The organism is Salipiger thiooxidans, assembly GCF_900102075.1.
In the GTDB taxonomy this organism is placed as follows: Bacteria; Pseudomonadota; Alphaproteobacteria; order Rhodobacterales; family Rhodobacteraceae; genus Salipiger; species Salipiger thiooxidans.
This window is the reverse complement of record NZ_FNAV01000022.1, coordinates 14,959-34,318: the sequence shown is the minus strand read 5'-3', so window position 1 is coordinate 34,318 and position 19,360 is coordinate 14,959. Positions and strand designations below refer to the sequence as shown.

Here is a 19,360-nt window from a genome sequence, read left to right as displayed (position 1 = left end):
GGCCATGAGGACTGGATCCGGCGGGTGCGCCGCCCTCCGCGTGCGACCTCGCCCCGCCCGCGGCGGATCCGCTGGCCGGGATCCGCGCGGCTCAGACCTCAGCCCAGCAGCACCGGCAGCAGCGAGGCCAGCATCAGCGCCGCCATGGTCCAGTTGAACAGCCGCAGCCGGGCAGGGCGGTCGAGCACCCTGCGCATCTCACGCCCCAGCACGGTCCATGTGGTGGTGGAGATCAGCCCCATCGCCACATAGACCCCGGCGACCCAGAGCACCGACATCAGGTCGCGCCCGGCCGCGTAGAGCGTGATCGCGCCCAGTGCCATGGACCATGCCTTGGGGTTCACCCACTGGAAGGCCGCCGCCTGCAGGAACCCCAGCGGACGTCCGCCCTCGGCGCCGGAGTCCTGCTCCGGCGGCGCGGCGTTGGCGATCTTCCACGCCAGCCACAGCATGTAGAGGACCGAAACCAAGAGCAGCGCATCGTGCGCCATCGGCCAGAGGTCGAAGACCCGCATCACCCCGAGCCCGACGAGGAACACCATCGACGGGAACCCCAGCGCCACGCCGGCCATGTGCGGCAACGAACGGCGCACGCCGTAGTTGGCGCCCGAGGCCAGCAGCATCAGGTTGTTCGGCCCCGGCGTGATCACGGTGACGAGCGCAAAAGCCGCAAGGGCAAGGAGAAGATCCGGTGTCATGACGCAAGAATTGCCGATCTTTCGCGGAGAAAGATTGCGAACTGCGGCGTCCATCGGGCAATACTGCAATCCATGAGTGATCTTGACGCCACGGACGGCAGGATATTGCGTGAACTCTCGCGCGACGGCCGCATCAGCAACCTCGCGCTGGCCGAGCGCGTGGGCCTGTCGCCCTCTGCCTGCCTGCGCCGGGTCGCGGCGCTTGAGAAATCCGGCGTGATCCGCGGCTACCGCGCCGTGCTCAGCCCCGAGAAGACCGGCATCGGCTTCACCGCCTACGTGACCGTCGGACTCAACGCCCACACCAAGTCCATGCAGGAGGCCTTCGAACGGGCCATTGCACGCGCCCCCGAGGTCCGCGAATGCCACAACATCACCGGCAACGTGGAATACCTGCTGCGCATCGAGGCCGCGGACCTCGCCGCCTTCAAGCATTTCCACACCGAGGTGCTGGGCACGCTGCCGCAGGTCAACGCCATCACCTCCTACGTGGTGATGGGATCGCCCAAGGACGACCGCGCCTGACCGGGCGCAACCCGGCCCCTTCATCTTGCCGGATAAACTCCGGGGGAGTCCCGCAGGGACGGGGGCAGCGCCCCCCCAGCTACGCCCGCCGGCCCGCGATGCCGCAAGACCGCTGCGCCGGACCGGAAACGGGGCCGGAACGGAAACGGGGCGCGGGATCCGAAGACCCCGCGCCCCGCGAAACCTCACGCCGTGGCGCGCGTCAGATCTGCCGCACCGCGCCCTTCGAGGCGCTGGTGGTCAGCGCCGCGTAGGCCTTGAGCGCCTTGGTCACCTTGCGCTTGCGCTGCTCGTCGGGCTGCCAGCCCTTGGCGTCGCGGGCGGCGCGGCGCTCGGCCAGCACGGCGTCGTCCACCGCGAGATGGATCTTGCGCGCCGGGATGTCGATCTCGATCAGGTCGCCCTCGGCCACGAGGCCGATGGTGCCGCCCTCGGCCGCCTCGGGCGAAACGTGGCCGATCGACAGCCCCGAGGAGCCGCCCGAGAAGCGGCCGTCGGTGACCAGCGCGCAGTCCTTCCCGAGCCCCTTCGATTTCAGGTAGCTGGTCGGGTAGAGCATCTCCTGCATGCCGGGGCCGCCGCGCGGTCCCTCGTAGCGGATCAGCACCACGTCGCCGGGGTTGATCTTGTTGGTCAGGATCGCGCTCACCGCGCTGTCCTGGCTCTCGAAGATCCGCGCCGGGCCCGAGAACACGAGGATCGACTCGTCGACACCGGCGGTCTTCACGATGCAGCCGTCCTCGGCGAGGTTGCCGTAGAGCACCGCAAGGCCGCCGTCCTTCGAGAAGGCGTGCTCGGCGTCGCGGATCACGCCCTTCTGGCGGTCGAGGTCGAGCGTGTCGTAGCGGCGCTCCTGCGAGAAGGCGGTCGTCGAGCGCACCCCGCCCGGAGCCGCGCGGTAGAAGTCGTGCACCGACTCGGAGTTGGTGCGCGACACGTCCCAGCGGTCGAGCGCATGCGCCATGGTCTCGGCATGCACGGTGGGCACCGAGCTGTCGATCAGGCCGGCACGGTCGAGCTGGCCGAGGATCGCCATGATGCCGCCGGCGCGGTGCACGTCTTCCATGTGCACGTCGTTCTTGGCGGGCGCGACCTTGCAGAGCACCGGCACCTGCCGCGACAGCTTGTCGATCTCGGTCATGTCGAAATCGACCCCGCCCTCGTTGGCGGCGGCCAGCAGGTGCAGCACGGTGTTGGTCGAGCCGCCCATGGCGATGTCGAGCGTCATGGCGTTCTGGAACGCCTCGAAGGTCGCGATCGAGCGCGGCAGCACCGAGGCGTCGTCCTGCTCGTAGTAGCGCTTGGCGAGGTCGACGATCAGGTGACCGGCCTCGACGAAGAGCCGCTGGCGGTCGGCGTGGGTGGCCAGCGTCGAGCCGTTGCCCGGCAGCGACAGACCCAGCGCCTCGGTGAGGCAGTTCATCGAGTTCGCGGTGAACATGCCCGAGCACGAGCCGCAGGTCGGGCAGGCGGCCTCTTCGATCGCCTGGACCTGCGCGTCGGTGTACTTGTCGTCGGCGGCGGCGACCATGGCGTCCACGAGGTCGAGCGCCTTCTCCTCGTCGTCCCACATCACCTTGCCCGCTTCCATCGGGCCGCCCGAGACGAAGACCACGGGGATGTTGAGGCGCATCGCGGCCATCAGCATGCCGGGGGTGATCTTGTCGCAGTTCGAGATGCAGACCATGGCGTCGGCGCAGTGGGCGTTGACCATGTACTCGACCGAGTCGGCGATGATCTCGCGCGATGGCAGCGAGTAGAGCATGCCGTCATGGCCCATCGCGATGCCGTCATCGACGGCGATGGTGTTGAATTCCTTCGCCACGCCGCCGGCCTTCTCGACCTCGCGGGCGACCATCTGGCCGAGATCCTTGAGGTGCACGTGCCCCGGAACGAACTGGGTGAAGCTGTTCACGATGGCGATGATCGGCTTGTTCCAGTCGCCGTCCGTCATGCCGGTGGCGCGCCACAGGCCGCGGGCGCCGGCCATGTTGCGGCCGTGGGTGGTGGTGCGGGAACGATAGGCGGGCATGGGTCTCCCCCTCCATTGCGGTGTCGGGGATGTGTAACGCCCGGCGGCCCCTGCGGCAAGGGCACCGCCATCGCGGACCCCGGACACGTGAAAGGGGCCGCGCGATTGCCGGCGCGGCCCCCTGTTCGACATTGCGGCAACGGCGCCCGCCCGAGGCGTCCTGCCCCGGCTGCGGGCGCGGAGGCCGGGCTCAGACGCCGGCCTTGATGCTTTCCTCGAGGTAGATCTCGCGCAGGCGGGTGGCCACCTGGCCGACCGAGCCGCCGCCGATGGCGGTGCCGTCGATCTCGACCACCGGCATCACGAAGGCCGAGGCCGAGGTGAAGAAGGCCTCGTCCGCGTCCTTGGCCTCGTCCACGGTGAAGGGACGCTCCTCGACGATCATCTGTGCCTCGCGGGCGAATTTCAGCACCGCGGCGCGGGTGATGCCGTGCAGGATGTCGGTCGACAGGTTGCGGGTGATGATCTTGCCGTCCTTGACGATGTAGGCGTTGTTCGAGGTGCCCTCGGTCACGAAGCCGTCCTCGACCATCCATGCATCGTCGGCGCCGGCCTTCTTGGCCATCATCTTGCCCATCGACGGGTACAGCAGCTGCACGGTCTTGATGTCGCGACGGCCCCAGCGGATGTCGTCGATCGAGATCACCTTGATGCCCTTCTTGGCGGTCGGGTTGTCCGCGAGGCCGGGCTTGTTCTGGGTGAAGAGCACCAGCGTCGGCTCGGTGGTCTCGGGATCGGGGAAGGCGAAATCGCGGTCGCCGGGCGCGCCACGGGTCACCTGAAGGTAGATCAGCCCCTCGTCGATGCCGTTCAGCTCGACCAGCTTGCGGTGAATCTCGAGCAGGTCGTCGAAGGCGGCGGGCTTCTTCATGTCGAGCTCGTTCAGCGAGCGCTCGAGCCGCTTCAGGTGGCCGCCGAAGTCGATCAGCTTGCCGCCGAGGACCGAGGTCACCTCATAGACGCCATCGGCCATGAGGAAGGCGCGGTCGAAGATCGACACCTTGGCCTCGGTTTCGGACAGGTACTCTCCGTTCAGATAGACGGTGCGGGTCATGGCATTCTCCTTTGGAACGACGGGGCGGACGACGGCGGAACCGGCGCCGGGAAACGGGTGAAGCCGCAGGTGCTGCGGGGCGGGAGCGGCGGGCGGGCCGACGCGGACATTGGACAGGCGCGGGCGACTCCCCACATAAGGGCCCAATAGCGCCGCAGACGCGCATCGACCACTACCCGTGAAAGGAGACGCCCATGTCGCAGACCGAGGAGCTTGCAGGCTTCGTCCGGGAGGCCCTGAAGGGCGGCCTCTCGCGCGACGAGATCCGCTCTGCCCTGCAGGCGGCGGGGTGGACCGAGACCGAGGCCGAGGCGGCGCTCGCGGGCTGGTCCGACGCGATGACGCCGGCGGGCCCGGTGCCGCGTCCGGTGCGCTCCTCGGCGGCGCGCGAGGCGTTCTTCTACGCGCTGCTCTTCGTGACCTTCGGCATGGTGACCGGCAACGTGCTGGGGCTGCTCTTCGGGCAGATCAACATCTGGCTGCCCGAGCCGGACCGGCTGATGCAGGGCTCCGCCAGCGGGCTGCGCTGGTCGATGGCGGCGCTGATCGTCTTCACCCCGGTGTTCTGGGCGCTGCAGCGCGCCGATGCCCGCGGCCTGCGCGCCGATCCGGCGCGGGGCCACGGGACCATCCGGCGCTGGCTGTCGTCGCTGGCGCTGCTGATCGCGGTGATCACCCTGCTGAGCGACGCGCTGTTCCTGATCTACACCTTCCTCGACGGCCAGATGACCGCGCGCTTCCTTGCGAAATCCGCCGTGGTCGCGGGTATCTCGGGCATCGTGCTGGCGTTCTTCCAGCAAGAGCGCGAGGGCGCGACGCGTCCCCTGGCCACCGCCGCAGGCTGGGCGATCATCGCGCTTTCCGTGCTGGCGCTGGGGCTGTCCTTCGCCACCATCGGCGGCCCGGCGCAGGGCCAGGCCGAGCGCCGCGACCGGGCGCGGCTGGCCGATCTCAGGGTGCTGAGCAACGAGGTCCGCGATTGCGAGGCGCTGGCTCAAGATGGCCTCCCGGAGACGCTTGACCCGATGAGCTGCGCGCGCAACCCGCAGACCCTCACCGGCTTCGCCGCCGCGGTCGAGTACCGCAGGTCCGGCGAGAACAGCTTCGAGCTCTGCACTGGCGTCGAGGTGCCGGCCGCGGTTTCGCGGTACGACGTGACGCTGGAGGGCGGGACGGCCTGCATGAGAACCTACATCGACCGGCGGTGATCAGCCCCAGAGCTCGGGCGACGACGGGTGCACGCCGGCGTCGTCGAAGCGCAGCGGCGTGGCGCGGTCCTCGCCCAGCAGCAGCGGTCCGTCGAGATCGGTGAAGGCGGCGCCCTGCGCCAGCAGCACCGCCGGCGCCATCGCCAGCGACGAGCCGACCATGCAGCCGACGAAGATGCCGTAGCCCTCGGCCTGCGCGGCCTCGCGCAGGGCTAGCGCCTCGGTCAGGCCGCCGGTCTTGTCGAGCTTGATGTTGACGATGTCATACTTGCCCTTGAGCCTGGGCAGCGAGGCGCGGTCATGGGCGCTCTCGTCGGCGCAGACCGGCACCGGGCGGTCCATCCCGATCAGCGCGTCGTCGTCGCCCGCGGGCAGCGGCTGTTCGACCAGCGCCACGCCCAGACGCACGAGGTGCGGCGCGAGATCAGCGTAGACCTCGGCGCTCCAGCCCTCGTTGGCATCGACGATGATGGTGGCGTTGGGCGCTCCCGCCCGCACGGCCTCGAGCCGGGGCATGTCGTCGGGGGTGCCGAGCTTGATCTTCAGGAGCGGCCGGAAGGCGTTGTTCTCGGCCTGCGCGCGCATGTTTTCGGGGGTGTCGAGCGACAGCGTGTAGGCGGTGATCTCGGGGCCGGGCGCGGGCATTCCCAGCATCTCCCACACGCGCTTGCCCGAGGCCTTGGCCTCGAGATCCCAGAGCGCGCAGTCGACGGCGTTGCGGGCGGCGCCGGCCGGCAGCAGCCCCTGCAGCGCCTCGCGGCTCACGTCGGCGGGCAGGCCCATGATCTCGGCCTCGACACTCTCGAGCGTCTCGTCATAGCGGGCGTAGGGGACGCACTCGCCCCAGCCGGTCACCCCGTTCCGGGTCACCTTCACCGTCAGCACCTTTGCCTCGGTGCGGCTGCCCCGCGAAATGGTGAAGACCTGTGCCAGTCTGAACGTGTCGCGCGTGACCTCGATGCTCAAGTGTCCGCCCCTTCATCTTGCCGTAAATGATTGACTGGCGGCGGCGCAGATCGCGCCGCCGCCCGTGGTTCGTTGCAACAGTGCCAAACGCGTCAGAGCGCGGCAACCGCCTCGGCCAGGCGCTCGGCGCCGTGGCGGTAGGGATCGACGCAGGGCAGGCCCATGCGGTCCTCGATCTCCTTGCAATAGGCGACGGCCTCGTCCTCACCCATGTGCTGGGTGTTGATCGACACGCCGATCACCTTGCAGGCGGGGTTGGCGACCTGCGCCAGCGTCAGCGCCATGTCGCGCACCGCTTCGATGGTCGGAAGCTGGTAGCCCGGCAGGCCGCGCATGTGGCTGCGGGTCGGTTCGTGGCAGAGCACCAGCGCGTCCGGCTGGCCGCCGTGCACCAGCGCCATGGTCACGCCCGAGTAGGACACGTGGAACAGCGAGCCCTGGCCCTCGATGATGTCCCAGTGGTCGTCGTCGTTGTCCGGGGTCAGGTACTCGATGGAGCCTGCCATGAAGTCGGCGATGACCGCGTCGAGCGGCACGCCGTCGCCGGTGATCAGGATGCCGGTCTGGCCGGTGGCCCGGAAGGTCGACTTCATGCCCTTCTCGCGCATCGCGGCGTCGAGCGCGAGCGCGGTGTACATCTTGCCGACCGAGCAGTCGGTGCCCACGGCCAGCAGGCGCTTGCCCTTGCGGGGCTCGCCGTTGGCGATCGGGTACTTGACGGAGGGGATGCGCACGTCGTGCAGCGTCCGGCCGGTGGCGCGGGCCACGGCGGCAAGGTCTTCCTCGTCACGCAGCAGGTTGTGCAGGCCCGACGCGAGGTCGAAGCCCTCTTCCAGCGCCTCGACCAGCACCTTCTTCCAGGTCTGCGAGATCACGCCGCCACGGTTCGCCACGCCGATCACCAGCGTCTTGGCACCGGCGGCCTTGGCTTCGGCCAGCGTCATGTCGGGGATCTTGAGGTCGGCCTTGCAGCCTTCGAGGCGGAACTGGCCCACGCAGTTCTCCGGGCGCCAGTCCTTGATCCCCTGTGCCACCTTCGCGGCCAGCGGGTCGGGTGCGTCTCCGAGGAAGAGCAGATACGGGGTCTCGATCATTTCTTTTCCCTGTGTTTGGATTCGGCGCGATCTTGCCCTCTGTCCCATGCAATTCCATCGCGAAAACACCCCTGCCTGCGGGGTCCGCGCCGAATATTCGTGCATTTCGGGCGCAGCGCCGAAGAATCGTGCACGCCAGCCCGGGACTCTCTCGTCACTGCAGCATTCGGGGCCCAAGGATTTCGCTTGCGCAGCATTGCGCAATTTAATAACCCATGCGGCGACACTTATGAAACTTCCTTGCTCGGAGAGGTGATACATGAGCTTCCGCATCCAGCCCGCCGCCCCGGCACGTCCCAACCGCTGCCAGCTCTTCGGTCCGGGCTCGCGCCCCGCAATCTTCGAAAAGATGGCCGGCTCGGCGGCTGACGTGATCAACCTCGATCTCGAGGACTCGGTCGCGCCTTCCGACAAGGACAGCGCGCGCGAGAACATCATCCAGGCCATCGGCGACATCGACTGGGGCAAGAAGACCCTGTCGGTGCGGATCAACGGGCTCGACACGCCCTACTGGTACCGCGACGTGGTCGACCTGCTCGAAAAGTCCTCGGACCGGCTCGACCAGATCATGATCCCCAAGGTCGGCTGCGCCGCCGATCTCTACGCCGTCGACGCGCTGGTCACTGCCGTCGAGCGCGCCAGGGGCCGCACCAAGCCCATCAAGTTCGAAGTCATCATCGAGTCAGCAGCCGGCATTGCGCATGTAGAGGAGATTGCCGCCGGCTCCCCGCGCCTCGAGGCCATGAGCCTCGGCGCGGCCGATTTCGCCGCCTCCATGGGCATGGCCACCACCGGCATCGGCGGCACGCAGGAGAACTACTACATGCTGCACGAGGGGGCCAAGCACTGGTCCGACCCGTGGCACTGGGCGCAGGCTGCCATCGTCGCCGCCTGCCGCACCCATGGCGTGCTGCCGGTGGACGGCCCCTTCGGCGACTTCTCCGACGACGAGGGCTACCGCGCGCAGGCGCTGCGCTCGGCGACGCTGGGGATGGTCGGAAAATGGGCGATACACCCCAAGCAGGTGGCGCTTGCAAACGAGGTCTTCACCCCGTCGGAAAAGGCAGTGACCGAGGCGCGCGAGATCCTCGCCGCCATGGAAGAGGCCAAGGCCAAGGGCGAAGGCGCCACGGTCTACAAGGGCCGTCTGGTGGACATCGCCTCGATCAAGCAGGCCGAGGTGATCGTGAAGCAATCCGAGATGATCGCCGGTCACTGACCTGCGCGTCTGATTGAGCAAGGCGCGGTGACCCGGCGGGTGCCGCGCCCTTTTCGTGCCCGTCTTCCCCTGCCGCTCTCAGATGTCGTTGCGCGGGATGCGCAGCACCTGCCCGGGGAAGATCAGGTTCGGGTTGGCAAGGATGTTCTGGTTCGCCTCGAAGATCGGCTGGAAGTCCCCGTTGCCGTATTGCGACTGCGCGATGGCGGTCAGCGTGTCGCCAGGCTGCACCGTGTAGGGCTGCCAGCCGGCATAGCCGGGCAGGATCAGCGGCCCGTAGAGCACCGGGATCGTCACCGAGGGGCCGTTCTCGTTGCCGCTGTCGTCGGCCAGCGTCAGGAACAGGCGGTTGAGCGTGAAGGCCGCCGAGGCGGGGATCTCGACCGAGCCCTGGAACTGGCGCAGCCCGAGCGAGCCCACCTGGATGAACGAGGTGACCTCGTCATGGCCCTCGGAGACGGTGATCGAGAGTGTCCCCTCGAAGGCCGTGGCATTGCCGGCGATGAGGATGGTCGACCCCACGAGATCGAAGGGCTGCGGTTGCTGGATATCAAGCGTGACGGCCATGGTGCCACCTTTGGGATGATGCGGGCCCGGGGTGACCCGCCGCGCGCAGGATAGCACGGCGCCGGGGTCCGGGGGCGTCCGGAAACACCGACTTGACTCGGGCAGGGGGCGTGCCCGACCCTTTTCGGGACGCTTTTTCACGAGCCCGTTTCAGGACCAGACCATGTTGAGATCCATTGCCCTTCTGGCAGGGCTGGCCAGTGCCGCGCCCGCCTCTGCCGATGTCGATTATTTCGATACCCCTTCCGGCAACATCAACTGCTCTGTCGGCATCGATCGGGACATGTCGGACGTGATCTGCACGATCTTCGAACGCACCCCGACCCTGCCGCGCCCCGGCAATTGCCGCAGCTCGGGCCACACCGTCTCGATGACCAACCGCGGCCCGGTCACCGTCGAATGCGACCGGCCGGGCACGTCCTACGCCCGGCCCTCGGGCCCCGGCCCGCAGGTGCTGCAATACGGTGAGCGCTGGGACATCGGCGGCATTCTCTGCGTCTCGAGCCGCAAGGGGCTCGAGTGCCGCAACGAGAGCGGCCATGGCTTCTTCCTGTCGCGGGCGAAGCAGGTCGTCTACTGAGATCCACCGACGGTAGCGGCGGCCGGGGACGCGCCCCGCCCGGCCCCCCGCCGGTTCATTCCGCCGGCTTGTGCGCCGCGTCGGCGAGGATATGCTCGGCCGCTTCGTCGATGTGCAGGTCGTCGCCAGTGAGCACTCCGGCATTGGGGTCGAGGTAGACCGCCATGTCGACCTGTCCCTCGGTCTTGGCGACGATGGTCGAGACCACCGCGTCGCCGGTGATGTTCACCGCGGTGCGGATCATGTCCATCAGGCGGTCGACGCCAAGGATCAGCGCGATGCCCTCGATCGGCAGCCCCACCTGTCCCAGCACCATGGTCAGCATCACCAGCCCGACGCCGGGCACACCCGCGGTGCCGATCGAGGCCAGAACCGCCATCGCAATCACCGTGATATAGCCGCCGAGCCCGAGGTCGATGCCGTAGACATTGGCGAGGAACACCGTCGCCACGCCCTGCATGATCGCGGTGCCGTCCATGTTGATCGTGGCACCGAAGGGCACCGTGAACGAGGCCACCGAGTTGTTGACCCCCATCCGCTCGGTCACGCAGCGCAGCGTCACCGGGATCGTCGCGTTCGACGAGGCGGTGGAGAAGGCGAAGATCTGCGCCGGGCGGATCTTCTTCATGAAGGTGAAGGGATCAAGCCCCGAGAGCAGCTTCAGGAACAGCATCAGCGTCACGAAGAGGTGCAGCAGCAGCGCCGCGACCAGCACGCCGACATAGGCCATCACCGGGATGAAGAGCCCGATGCCCTGCTCGGTAAAGGTCTTGGCGATCAGGCAGAACACGCCGTAGGGCGCGAAGGCCATGACGATCTGGACGACCTTCATCATCAGCTCGTTCATGTATTCGCAGGCCTCTACGAAGGGCTTGGACCGTTCCCCCAGCATCAGCACGGCGATGCCGAGCACGATGGTGTAGAAGATGATCTGCAGCATTTCCCCGCCCGAGAAGGCGGCGACCGGGTTGCGCGGCACGATGGCGGCGAAGGTGTCCCAGACGCTCGGGGCATCCTTGCCGGTGACGCCCGAGGTGTCGATGCCCTCCATCACGAAGCCGTTGCCCGGCCCCACCACCAGCGCGATCAGGATGGCGACGCCGATGGCCGTCGCGGTGGTGGCGATGTAGAGCCCGAAGCTCTTGCCTCCGACGCGGCCGAGAATGCGGATGTCGCCGATGCCGGCCACGCCGCAGATCAGCGAGAAGAACACGAGCGGCACCACCAGCATCTGGAGCGCGTTCACGAACATCCGCCCCACCATGCCGAACAGCCCGCCAACGATGTGGGTGTTCACGAATTCCGATCCGATCGCGTTGAGGATCACGCCGAGCACGAGCCCGGCCACCATCGCGATCATGATCCTGGTCGTCAGCGACAGCTTTCCGTCGCCATCTCGCAATGTTGCGCCCATAGCAGCCTCCGTCTCCGATACAGGGTACCAGTCTGGGGCGTTTCCCCCCCAAGCGGTGTGGTGTTTTCGCCCAAGAGGCGAATTTCTGCTCGAGACTCGCGTTTTGGTAGGCATCATTGCATAAAAATTAACCCTTTTCCATCACGGGGCGGGCAAAGGCGCGTGCAAGGCGTCACAGTGGCGGGGCATCGCCGGGGCCGTGGGGAACCGTATTGTGCGCGTCACATTGCAAGGGTAGAGCGCGCAACCGGCCGATTGGAAAGGACCAGACAATGACACAGTTCACGCTCGGCTGGGAGGAATGGCTCGCCCTTCCGGACCTCGGCCTCCGTGCCATCCGTGCCAAGGTCGACACCGGGGCGCGGACCTCGGCGCTGCACGCCTTCGCCATCGAGCCCTTCGGCCCCGCCGAGAAGCCGATGGTGCGTTTCGCCATCCACCCGGATCCGCAGGACGCCGGGCTCGAGATCATCTGCTCGGCGCCACTCAAGGATCGCCGCGAGGTGACCTCGTCGAACGGCGAGACCGAGCTGCGCTTCGTCATCGAGACCATGGTCGAGATGGGCGGGCGGCGCTGGCCGATAGAGGTGACGCTCACCGACCGCGGCTCGATGGCCTACCGGATGCTGCTCGGGCGCTCGGCGCTCGACGAGGGCATGATCGTCTCGCCCTCCCAGAGCTTCTGCCAGCCCGAGCTGTCCTTCGACACCTACCGGGACGTGCCGCGCCACAAGCATCACCACCGTGCGCTGCGGCTGGCGATCCTGACCCGCGAGCCCGGCAACTACTCGACCCGCCGGCTGATCGAGGCCGCCGAGCATCGCGGCCACACGATGGAGGTGATCGACACCTCGCGCTGCTACATGAACATCCGCGCCGTGGGCGGCGAGGTGCATTACGACGGCCGCCGGCTGCCGCATTACGACGCGGTGATCCCGAGCATCGGCGCCTCGGTGACCTCCTACGGCACTGCCGTGGTGCGCCAGTTCGAGAGCCTCGGCACCTATTGTCTCGCGGGCTCCGAGGGCATCACCGTGTCGCGCGACAAGCTGCACGCGCACCAGGTGCTCGCCCGCAACCGCATCGGCATGCCGACCACCGCCTTCGCCCGCAGCCCCAAGGATTCAGGCAACGTCATCAGCCTCGTGGGCGGCGCCCCGCTGGTGCTGAAGCTGCTCGAGAGCACGCAGGGCAAGGGCGTGGTGCTGGCCGAGACCAAGAAGGCGGCGGAATCGGTGATCTCGGCCTTCCAGGGCCTGCGCGCCGACTTCCTCGTGCAGAGCTTCGTGAAGGAGGCCGCGGGCGAGGACATCCGCTGCTTCGTGGTCGGCGGCAAGGTGGTGGCCTCGATGCGCCGCCGTGGCCGGCCCGACGATTTCCGCTCGAACCTGCACCAGGGCGGCACCGCCGAGCCGGTGCGGATCTCGCGCACCGAGCGCGACATCGCGGTGCGGGCGGCGCGGGCGATGAAACTCGACGTTGCGGGGGTGGACCTGCTGCGCGGCGACGACGGCCCCAAGGTGCTGGAGGTGAACTCCTCGCCGGGGCTCGAAGGGATCGAGCGCACCTCGGGCAAGGACATCGCCGGGCTGGTGATCCAGCACATCGAGGCGAAGGTGGCGCCGAAGCCGCAGCGCACCCGGACCAAGCGCAGCACCGCGTGAGCGGGTCGCGCCACAGGGGCCTGAGTGCGGCTTTCCGCGACGACCCAACCCCTCAGGCCCCCAGCGCGCGCAGGGCGGCGTGGCGCCCGGCCCAGAGGCCGGTGGCGAGGCAGGCGGTGAGAAGGTAACCGCCGGTCGGCGCCTCCCAGTCGAGCATCTCGCCGGCGCAGTAGGTTCCGGGGCGGGCGCGCAGCATCAGCGCCTCGTCAAGCGCCGCGAAGGGCACGCCGCCGGCGGTCGAGATTGCCTCGTCCATCGGGCGCAGGCCCTTGTGCGGTACCGGCAGCGCCTTGACGGTCGCGGCAAGGCGGGCCGGATCGTCGGGCAGCGGGCGGGCGCATTCCATCAGCAGCGCGCGGGCGGCGGGCGAGAGCTTCAGCACCTTGCGCAGGTGGTTCGATAGGCTCTGCTTGCCGCGCGGCCTGCCGAGGCGCTGGGCGAGCTCCCCGGCCGAGAGATCGGGCGCGAGGTCGATATGCAGCGGGGCGCCCTCGCGCAGCGCCGGCGACAGCGGGTAGAGCCCGCCCCCCTCGAGCCCGCGGGCCGAGATCACCGCCTCGCCCCGGCTGGTCAGGGGGCCTGCCGCAAGCGCGATGCCCTTGAGCGGCGCGCCGAAATGCGGGGCCATGTGCCCGGACCAGTCGACGCAGAGCCCTGCATTGGCGGGCTGGAACGGCGCCACCTTGATGCCCTCGTCCGCCAGCAGACCGGCCCACGCACCGTCCGAGCCAAGCCGCGCCCAGCTCGCGCCGCCAAGCGCCAGCACGGTGACGGGGGGCATCAGCCGCCGCGGGCCCTCGGGCGTCTCGAAGCAGACCGCGCCGGCCTTCCATCCGGTCCAGCGCCAGCGGGTGCGGCGATCGAGCCCCATGCCCTCGAGCCGTTCCAGCCACGCGCGCAAGAGCGGCGAGGCCTTCATGGCGGTGGGGAAGACCCGCCCGGTCGAGCCCGCGAAAGTGGTCTGTCCCAGCCCCGCCGCCCAGTCCTGCACGGTCTCCGGGGTGAATTCGGCCAGCATCGGGCGCAGCGCCGCCTCGGCGCCGCCATAGGCTGCGAGGAAGGGGCCAAAGGGCTGCGCGCGCGTCAGGTTCAGACCGGATTTCCCGGCCATGAGGAACTTGCGCCCGACCGAGGGCTTGGCCTCGGCCAGCAGCACCGGCACGCCCGCCGACAGCAGTGCATCCGCCGCCATCAGCCCGGCGGGGCCGCCGCCGATCACCACTGCCGGGCTGTCGGATGATGTCGCCACGTCGCTTTTCCCTTGATCCCCTGCGCTCCGGTCCCAGTCTCTTGCCCAACAAGCCGCCCTCGCACAAGGCCCGCCCGTGACCGATCCAGTCTGCCCGCTCTGCCTGCGACCGATCCCCGCCGAGGCGCGGCAGAGCCTGCATCATCTTGTGCCCAAGCTGAAGGGAGGCAAGGGCGGGCCGGTCGTGCGGCTGCACCAGATCTGCCACAGCGAGATCCACGCGACCTTCACCGAGGCCGAGCTGGCGCGCGAGTTCCACACCATCGAGGCGCTGCGGGCGCATCCGCGGATGGCGCGGTTCCTGACATGGGTGGCGAAGCGCCCGCCGAGCTTTCACGCGCGCAGCAGCGGCGGGCGGCGCAAGCGGCGGGGGCGCTGAGCCCGGGCTCTGCCGGGCGCGCTGCTCAGCCGCCGGTGAGCCCCTCGACGGCGCGCAGCGGGCGCGAGCGGGTCACGTGCTCGGGGCGGCGCTTTTCGTAGAAGGCATTGCCGCCGGCGGTCAGCACGTAATGGATGTTGTTGTAATTGGCGTGGTAGCTCGCGGCGTGGAAGAACTGGGCGTTCTGGATCCGCGGATGACGCTCGCCGAGCAGCACCGCGACGGCGGCCTCGGTGACCTCGGGCATGGCCCTTGAGTTCATTTCGCGGGTCATGACGCCCGGCGCGAACTGGTTGCGCTGGCCGACCACGCCGCAGACGGTGTTGGGAAAATCGCTCGACTCGACCCGGTTCATCACCACGCTGCCGACGGCGATCAGGCCGTCGCGGCTCGAGCGGTGCGACTCGAAGAACATCGCCCGCGTCATGCAATCGAGCTCGTCGTGGGCGACGTGGCCGTGTCGTCGGTCGCCGCCTCCGCAGGCGGCCAGAAGCGCCAGTGCCGGAACCAGTGTCGCGGCGGCGAGGAAGGTGCTGCGTTTCGTCATACTCTGCTGCCCGGTGGGTCGTGTTGTTCTGCCCGTTGGCCGCAAGGATATCGCATTCCCCTGCGTCAGCTCAACACACAACCGTGCACCGCCCGGCGCGCGGGCCGAGATCGGGCGCCCGGCGGTCAGTCCCGTGGCGGACGCGGCTCGAGCGCCATCAGGGATTCGACCCATTCGACGTGTTGCGGCAGGCAGCGGGTCCGCAGGTCGTAGTGTTCGCGCACATGGGCGCGGGCGTTGCGCCCGAGCCGGGCGCGTTCCTCGGGGTCGTCGAGCAGGGCGCAGAGCCGGTCGACCAGCCGCTCCTTGTCGAAGAAATCCACCATCCAGCCGGTCTCGCCCTCGGTCAGCGCCTCGCGCACCGGCTCGGTGTCGCTGGCGAGGATCGCGCATTCCGCGCTCATCGCCTCGAGCAGGGACCAGCTCAGCACGAAGGGGTAGGTGAGGTAGACGTGTGCCCGGCTCACCTGCATCATCGCGAGGAAGCGCTCGTAGGGCACCCGGCCGAGGTAGTGGACCCGCTTCCAGTCCTCGGGCGCGACCCGGTCCGAGACCTCGTCGATAAAGATCTGCTTCCACGTCTTGCCGTCGGGTGCGCGGGCGCCGTAGCTCACCTCGTCGCCGCCGATGATGGTCACGTGGGCGTTGGGCCGCCGCTTCAGGATCTCGGGCAGGGCGCGCATGAAGATGTGGTAGCCGCGGTAGGGCTCGAGATTGCGGTTGATGAAGGTGATGACCTCGTCGTCGCGGGTCAGGATGCGGCCGTCGGTGACCTCGAGCGTCGCGTCGGGGTTGGGACGCACCACGTCGGTGTCGATGCCGTCATGGGCGACGGTGATCCGGTCGCGCCACTCGGGCGGAAAGGTGTTGGCCTGGAACCGGGTGGGCGAGATGCCCGCGTCCATGATCTCTTCGTGCAGCCGGTTGTTGAGGTTCTTCATGCGGATGCGCAGCGGGTCGAGTTCGGGCGAGGGCTTCTGGAACTCGGGATCGAAGGCCACGAAGGTCTCGGAGGTGACGTGGTAGAGCTCGCAGTAGAGCCCCATGCGCGCCTTCGGCCACACGTCCTTGAGGAACATGCTCTCGCCCCAGCCGTGGTGGGCGAGAATCATGTCCGGTTCGAAGCCCTTGTGCTTGAGGTCCAGCGCCGCGCGGTAGCAGCTGGCGCCGCGCAGGAGCTTGGTCTCGAAGTCGGCGATCCACGGCTGGATGCCCGGGGTGCTCTGGCCCTTGATCTCGTAGGGCAGGATGGTGACCGTGTGCCATTTCACCGGCTTCTGCACCTTGGGTGTCAGCGCCACGACCTGGTGCCCCCTTGCCGCAAGCGCCGGGACGAGGTGCTTGTACTGGCCGGGGAAATTCTGGTGGATGACAAGGATCTTCATGGCAAAATCGGGTCAGTGAGGGAACGACATCCCGCAGTTGTGGCACGCGCCCGGCCATCCGCCAATGGCCGAGGCCGCGCGCCGGGCCGCAAATCGCCGCTCCGGTGGCCGAAATGTCGCCTTGCACTGGACGCCCGCGGGTCTTGGCCGTATCACCCGGCCCGGAAACCCGTCCGTTCCGAGGGATGACAGATGTCGCGTTACGACCCCGCCACGATCGAGCCGAAATGGCAGCAGGCCTGGGAAAAGGCCCTGACCTTCAAGGCTGCCCGCGCCGCCGGCAAGCCGAAGTACTACGTGCTCGAGATGTTCCCCTATCCCTCGGGCCGCATCCACATCGGCCACGTGCGCAACTACACGATGGGCGACGTGATCGCGCGCTACAAGAAGCAGAACGGCTTCAACGTGCTGCACCCGATGGGCTTCGACGCCTTCGGCATGCCCGCCGAGAACGCCGCCATGGCCTCGGGCGGTCACCCCAAGGACTGGACCTATTCCAACATCGACACGATGGTCGAGCAGATGAAGCCGCTGGGCTTCGGGCTCGACTGGTCGCGCATGTTCGCGACCTGCGATCCGGAGTACTACGGCCAGCAGCAGGCGCTGTTCCTCGACATGCTCCAGGCCGGGCTGGTCTACCGCAAGAACGCTGTGGTGAACTGGGACCCGGTCGACATGACCGTGCTCGCCAACGAGCAGGTCGAGAACGGTCGCGGCTGGCGCTCGGGCGCGCTGGTCGAGCGCAAGGAACTCACCCAGTGGTTCTTCAAGATCTCCGATTTCTCGGGCGAGCTTCTGGACGCGCTCGACGGGCTCGATGACTGGCCGGCCAAGGTGAAGCTGATGCAGGCCAACTGGATCGGCCGCTCGCGCGGTCTGCAGTTCGCCTTCTCGACCGTGGACGCCCCCGAGGGCTTCGACCGCATCGAGGTCTACACCACCCGCCCGGACACGCTCATGGGCGCGAGCTTCGTCGGCATCTCGCCGGACCACCCGCTGGCCAAGCACCTCGAGCGCCACAGCCCCGAGGTCGCCGCGTTCGTGGCCGAGTGCCGCAAGGGCGGCACCACGGAAGAGGCCATCGAGACCGCCGAGAAGCTGGGCTTCGACACCGGGCTTACCGTGCGCCACCCGTTCGACACCTCGGTCGAGCTGCCGGTCTACATCGCCAACTTCATCCTGATGGATTACGGCACCGGCGCCATCTTCGGCTGCCCGGGGCATGATGCGCGCGACCACGAGTTCGCCACCAAGTACGGCCTGCCCATCGTCGAGACCTTCGAACCGCTCGAGGGCGGCATCGACATCGCGGCCGAGCCCTTCGTGCCGCTGAAGTCCGAGAAGGTCCGCTACACCCGCCTCGTCGCGGGCGAAGAGGTGCAGACCGGCGAAGAGGCGGTCGAAGCCGCCGTGGCCTTCTGCGAGGCCAATGGCGTCGGCACCGGCGTGACCAAGTTCCGCCTGCGCGACTGGGGCCTCTCGCGCCAGCGCTACTGGGGCTGCCCGATCCCGGTGGTCCACTGCGAGAGCTGTGGCGTGGTGCCGGAGAAGAAGGAAAACCTGCCGATCGCGCTGCCCTATGACGAGGGTGGCAAGCCGATCGACTTCTCGATCCCCGGCAACCCGCTCGACCGTCACCCGACGTGGCGCGACTGCGCCTGCCCGACCTGCGGCGCGCCGGCGAAGCGCGAGACCGACACGATGGACACCTTCGTGGACTCGAGCTGGTATTTCGCCCGCTTCACCTCGCCGCGCGCCGAGACGCCCGTCGACATGGCCGAGGCCGAGTACTGGATGAACGTCGACCAGTACATCGGCGGCATCGAGCACGCGATCCTGCACCTGCTCTACTCGCGCTTCTTCGCACGGGCGATGTACATCACCGGCCATCTGCCGGAGAAGAGCAAGGAGCCGTTCAACGCGCTCTTCACGCAGGGCATGGTGACCCACGCGATCTACCAGACCCGCTCGGACGAGGGCCGTTCGGTCTATCACTACCCCGAAGAGGTCGAGCTGCGCGACGGCAAGGGCTTCCTCGAGGATGGGCGCGAGGTCGAGATCATCCCCTCGGCCAAGATGTCGAAGTCCAAGAACAACGTCGTCGATCCGGTGGCGATCATCGGCCAGTACGGCGCCGATACCGCGCGCTGGTTCGTGCTCTCCGACAGCCCGCCCGAGCGTGACGTCGAGTGGACCGCCGCCGGTGCCGAGGCCGCCAACAAGCACCTCGCCCGCGTGTTCCGCGCCTGCGCCGAGATCGCCGGCTCCGACGTGCCGCCCACCGGCGAGGACGAGGCGCTGCTGCGCGAGATGCACAAGGCCATCCACGACGTGACCATGGGCGTCGAGAGCTTCGGCTTCAACGCGGCCATCGCACGGCTCTACGCCTTCACCAACGCGCTGACCAAGTCGCGCGCGGGCACCGAGGCCAAGACCCAGGCCGCCAGGGCGCTGGCGCAGCTGATGTCGCCGATGACGCCGCACCTCTCGGAAGAGATCTGGCAGCTGCTCGGCGGCGAGGGGCTGATCGCCGACGCCGCGTGGCCCAGGGCCGATGAGGCGATGCTGGTCGAGGACACCGTGACCCTGCCGATCCAGGTCAACGGCAAGCGCCGCGGTGAACTGACCGTGCCCAAGGACATGCCGAAGGAAGAGATTGAAAAACTCGTTCTCACGCACGAGGCTGTCGAACGGACCCTCCAGGGGGCCGCGCCGAAGAAGCTGATCGTCGTCCCGGGCCGGATCGTCAATGTGGTTGCCTGATCGCAGAACCCTGCTG

Annotated in this window: 17 protein-coding genes; 7 read left to right on the top strand and 10 right to left on the bottom strand. The window is 68.3% G+C overall.

Annotated features, from left to right (window positions below):
* Positions 1-98: 98 nt before the first annotated feature.
* Entirely contained in the window at positions 99-698 is a 600-nt protein-coding gene (locus tag BLQ77_RS24205) for a LysE family translocator (RefSeq protein WP_089963451.1), read from the bottom strand.
* Between the two features lie 72 nt (positions 699-770).
* Between BLQ77_RS24205 and BLQ77_RS24200 the strand changes: the two genes are divergently transcribed.
* Complete coding sequence (locus BLQ77_RS24200; protein WP_008886756.1) at positions 771-1,223, top strand: Lrp/AsnC family transcriptional regulator; 453 nt, start codon at positions 771-773, stop codon at positions 1,221-1,223.
* 202 nt (positions 1,224-1,425) lie between these two features.
* On the opposite strand, the gene ilvD is transcribed toward BLQ77_RS24200, so the two are convergent.
* A complete protein-coding gene (gene ilvD, locus BLQ77_RS24195) occupies positions 1,426-3,255 on the bottom strand; it encodes a dihydroxy-acid dehydratase (protein ID WP_040384699.1) in 1,830 nt (609 codons plus the stop codon).
* 190 nt (positions 3,256-3,445) lie between these two features.
* Positions 3,446-4,309, bottom strand: a complete 864-nt coding sequence (locus BLQ77_RS24190; protein WP_089963450.1) for a D-amino-acid transaminase — start codon at positions 4,307-4,309, stop codon at positions 3,446-3,448.
* Positions 4,310-4,503: 194 nt separating this feature from the next.
* Between BLQ77_RS24190 and BLQ77_RS24185 the strand changes: the two genes are divergently transcribed.
* Positions 4,504-5,517, top strand: coding sequence for a DUF5671 domain-containing protein (locus BLQ77_RS24185; RefSeq protein ID WP_089963448.1), 1,014 nt, complete (start codon positions 4,504-4,506; stop codon positions 5,515-5,517).
* Here the strand turns inward: BLQ77_RS24185 and dgcA are convergent, their stop codons facing one another.
* Both dgcA and dgcN read right to left on the bottom strand, forming a co-directional pair.
* Entirely contained in the window at positions 5,518-6,483 is a 966-nt protein-coding gene (gene dgcA / locus BLQ77_RS24180) for an N-acetyl-D-Glu racemase DgcA (RefSeq protein ID WP_089963446.1), read from the bottom strand.
* Between the two features lie 92 nt (positions 6,484-6,575).
* Positions 6,576-7,577 carry an N-acetyltransferase DgcN gene (dgcN, locus tag BLQ77_RS24175; protein ID WP_089963444.1) on the bottom strand — a complete coding sequence of 334 codons (1,002 nt, stop codon included), beginning with the start codon at positions 7,575-7,577 and terminating at the stop codon, positions 6,576-6,578.
* Between the two features lie 259 nt (positions 7,578-7,836).
* Between dgcN and BLQ77_RS24170 the strand changes: the two genes are divergently transcribed.
* On the top strand, positions 7,837-8,796 hold the full coding sequence (locus tag BLQ77_RS24170) for an L-malyl-CoA/beta-methylmalyl-CoA lyase (RefSeq protein WP_008886630.1): 960 nt from the start codon (positions 7,837-7,839) through the stop codon (positions 8,794-8,796).
* 78 nt (positions 8,797-8,874) lie between these two features.
* On the opposite strand, the gene BLQ77_RS24165 is transcribed toward BLQ77_RS24170, so the two are convergent.
* Positions 8,875-9,363 carry a LysM peptidoglycan-binding domain-containing protein gene (locus tag BLQ77_RS24165; RefSeq protein WP_089963442.1) on the bottom strand — a complete coding sequence of 163 codons (489 nt, stop codon included), beginning with the start codon at positions 9,361-9,363 and terminating at the stop codon, positions 8,875-8,877.
* Positions 9,364-9,526: 163 nt separating this feature from the next.
* On the opposite strand from BLQ77_RS24165, the gene BLQ77_RS24160 reads away from it, so the two are divergent.
* Positions 9,527-9,943, top strand: coding sequence for a DUF6636 domain-containing protein (locus BLQ77_RS24160; protein ID WP_089963440.1), 417 nt, complete (start codon positions 9,527-9,529; stop codon positions 9,941-9,943).
* A 55-nt stretch (positions 9,944-9,998) separates the two neighbouring features.
* Here BLQ77_RS24160 and BLQ77_RS24155 read toward each other — a convergent pair whose 3' ends face one another.
* Positions 9,999-11,357, bottom strand: coding sequence for a dicarboxylate/amino acid:cation symporter (locus tag BLQ77_RS24155; protein WP_008887291.1), 1,359 nt, complete (start codon positions 11,355-11,357; stop codon positions 9,999-10,001).
* Between the two features lie 272 nt (positions 11,358-11,629).
* Between BLQ77_RS24155 and rimK the strand changes: the two genes are divergently transcribed.
* A complete protein-coding gene (gene rimK, locus BLQ77_RS24150) occupies positions 11,630-13,021 on the top strand; it encodes a 30S ribosomal protein S6--L-glutamate ligase (protein ID WP_089963438.1) in 1,392 nt (463 codons plus the stop codon).
* 52 nt (positions 13,022-13,073) lie between these two features.
* Here rimK and BLQ77_RS24145 read toward each other — a convergent pair whose 3' ends face one another.
* Positions 13,074-14,270, bottom strand: a complete 1,197-nt coding sequence (locus BLQ77_RS24145; RefSeq protein WP_089963436.1) for a TIGR03862 family flavoprotein — start codon at positions 14,268-14,270, stop codon at positions 13,074-13,076.
* 76 nt (positions 14,271-14,346) lie between these two features.
* Here BLQ77_RS24145 and BLQ77_RS24140 point away from each other — a divergent pair, with 76 nt between their 5' ends.
* Positions 14,347-14,649 carry an HNH endonuclease gene (locus BLQ77_RS24140; RefSeq protein ID WP_089963434.1) on the top strand — a complete coding sequence of 101 codons (303 nt, stop codon included), beginning with the start codon at positions 14,347-14,349 and terminating at the stop codon, positions 14,647-14,649.
* Positions 14,650-14,674: 25 nt separating this feature from the next.
* Here BLQ77_RS24140 and BLQ77_RS24135 read toward each other — a convergent pair whose 3' ends face one another.
* Together BLQ77_RS24135 and BLQ77_RS24130 are read right to left on the bottom strand one after the other, a co-directional pair.
* Positions 14,675-15,196: a cell wall hydrolase gene (locus tag BLQ77_RS24135; RefSeq protein WP_089963432.1), complete on the bottom strand. Its 522-nt coding sequence runs from the start codon at positions 15,194-15,196 to the stop codon at positions 14,675-14,677.
* 125 nt (positions 15,197-15,321) lie between these two features.
* Positions 15,322-16,581: a glycosyltransferase family 4 protein gene (locus BLQ77_RS24130; protein ID WP_089963430.1), complete on the bottom strand. Its 1,260-nt coding sequence runs from the start codon at positions 16,579-16,581 to the stop codon at positions 15,322-15,324.
* A gap of 192 nt (positions 16,582-16,773) precedes the next feature.
* Here BLQ77_RS24130 and leuS point away from each other — a divergent pair, with 192 nt between their 5' ends.
* Positions 16,774-19,344 (top strand): leucine--tRNA ligase, encoded by a 2,571-nt coding sequence (leuS, locus tag BLQ77_RS24125; protein ID WP_089963426.1) that lies wholly within the window; start codon positions 16,774-16,776, stop codon positions 19,342-19,344.
* The last annotated feature ends 16 nt before the right edge of the window (positions 19,345-19,360 follow it).

Coding starts and splice junctions, on each gene's coding strand:
- BLQ77_RS24200 (WP_008886756.1), top strand. CDS start 771: ATGAGTGATCTTGACGCCACGGACGGCAGGATATTGCGTGAACTCTCG.
- ilvD (WP_040384699.1), bottom strand. CDS start 3,255: ATGCCCGCCTATCGTTCCCGCACCACCACCCACGGCCGCAACATGGCC.
- BLQ77_RS24130 (WP_089963430.1), bottom strand. CDS start 16,581: ATGAAGATCCTTGTCATCCACCAGAATTTCCCCGGCCAGTACAAGCAC.
- BLQ77_RS24205 (WP_089963451.1), bottom strand. CDS start 698: ATGACACCGGATCTTCTCCTTGCCCTTGCGGCTTTTGCGCTCGTCACC.
- BLQ77_RS24160 (WP_089963440.1), top strand. CDS start 9,527: ATGTTGAGATCCATTGCCCTTCTGGCAGGGCTGGCCAGTGCCGCGCCC.
- leuS (WP_089963426.1), top strand. CDS start 16,774: ATGTCGCGTTACGACCCCGCCACGATCGAGCCGAAATGGCAGCAGGCC.
- BLQ77_RS24135 (WP_089963432.1), bottom strand. CDS start 15,196: ATGACGAAACGCAGCACCTTCCTCGCCGCCGCGACACTGGTTCCGGCA.
- dgcN (WP_089963444.1), bottom strand. CDS start 7,577: ATGATCGAGACCCCGTATCTGCTCTTCCTCGGAGACGCACCCGACCCG.
- BLQ77_RS24170 (WP_008886630.1), top strand. CDS start 7,837: ATGAGCTTCCGCATCCAGCCCGCCGCCCCGGCACGTCCCAACCGCTGC.
- rimK (WP_089963438.1), top strand. CDS start 11,630: ATGACACAGTTCACGCTCGGCTGGGAGGAATGGCTCGCCCTTCCGGAC.
- BLQ77_RS24190 (WP_089963450.1), bottom strand. CDS start 4,309: ATGACCCGCACCGTCTATCTGAACGGAGAGTACCTGTCCGAAACCGAG.
- BLQ77_RS24155 (WP_008887291.1), bottom strand. CDS start 11,357: ATGGGCGCAACATTGCGAGATGGCGACGGAAAGCTGTCGCTGACGACC.
- BLQ77_RS24165 (WP_089963442.1), bottom strand. CDS start 9,363: ATGGCCGTCACGCTTGATATCCAGCAACCGCAGCCCTTCGATCTCGTG.
- BLQ77_RS24185 (WP_089963448.1), top strand. CDS start 4,504: ATGTCGCAGACCGAGGAGCTTGCAGGCTTCGTCCGGGAGGCCCTGAAG.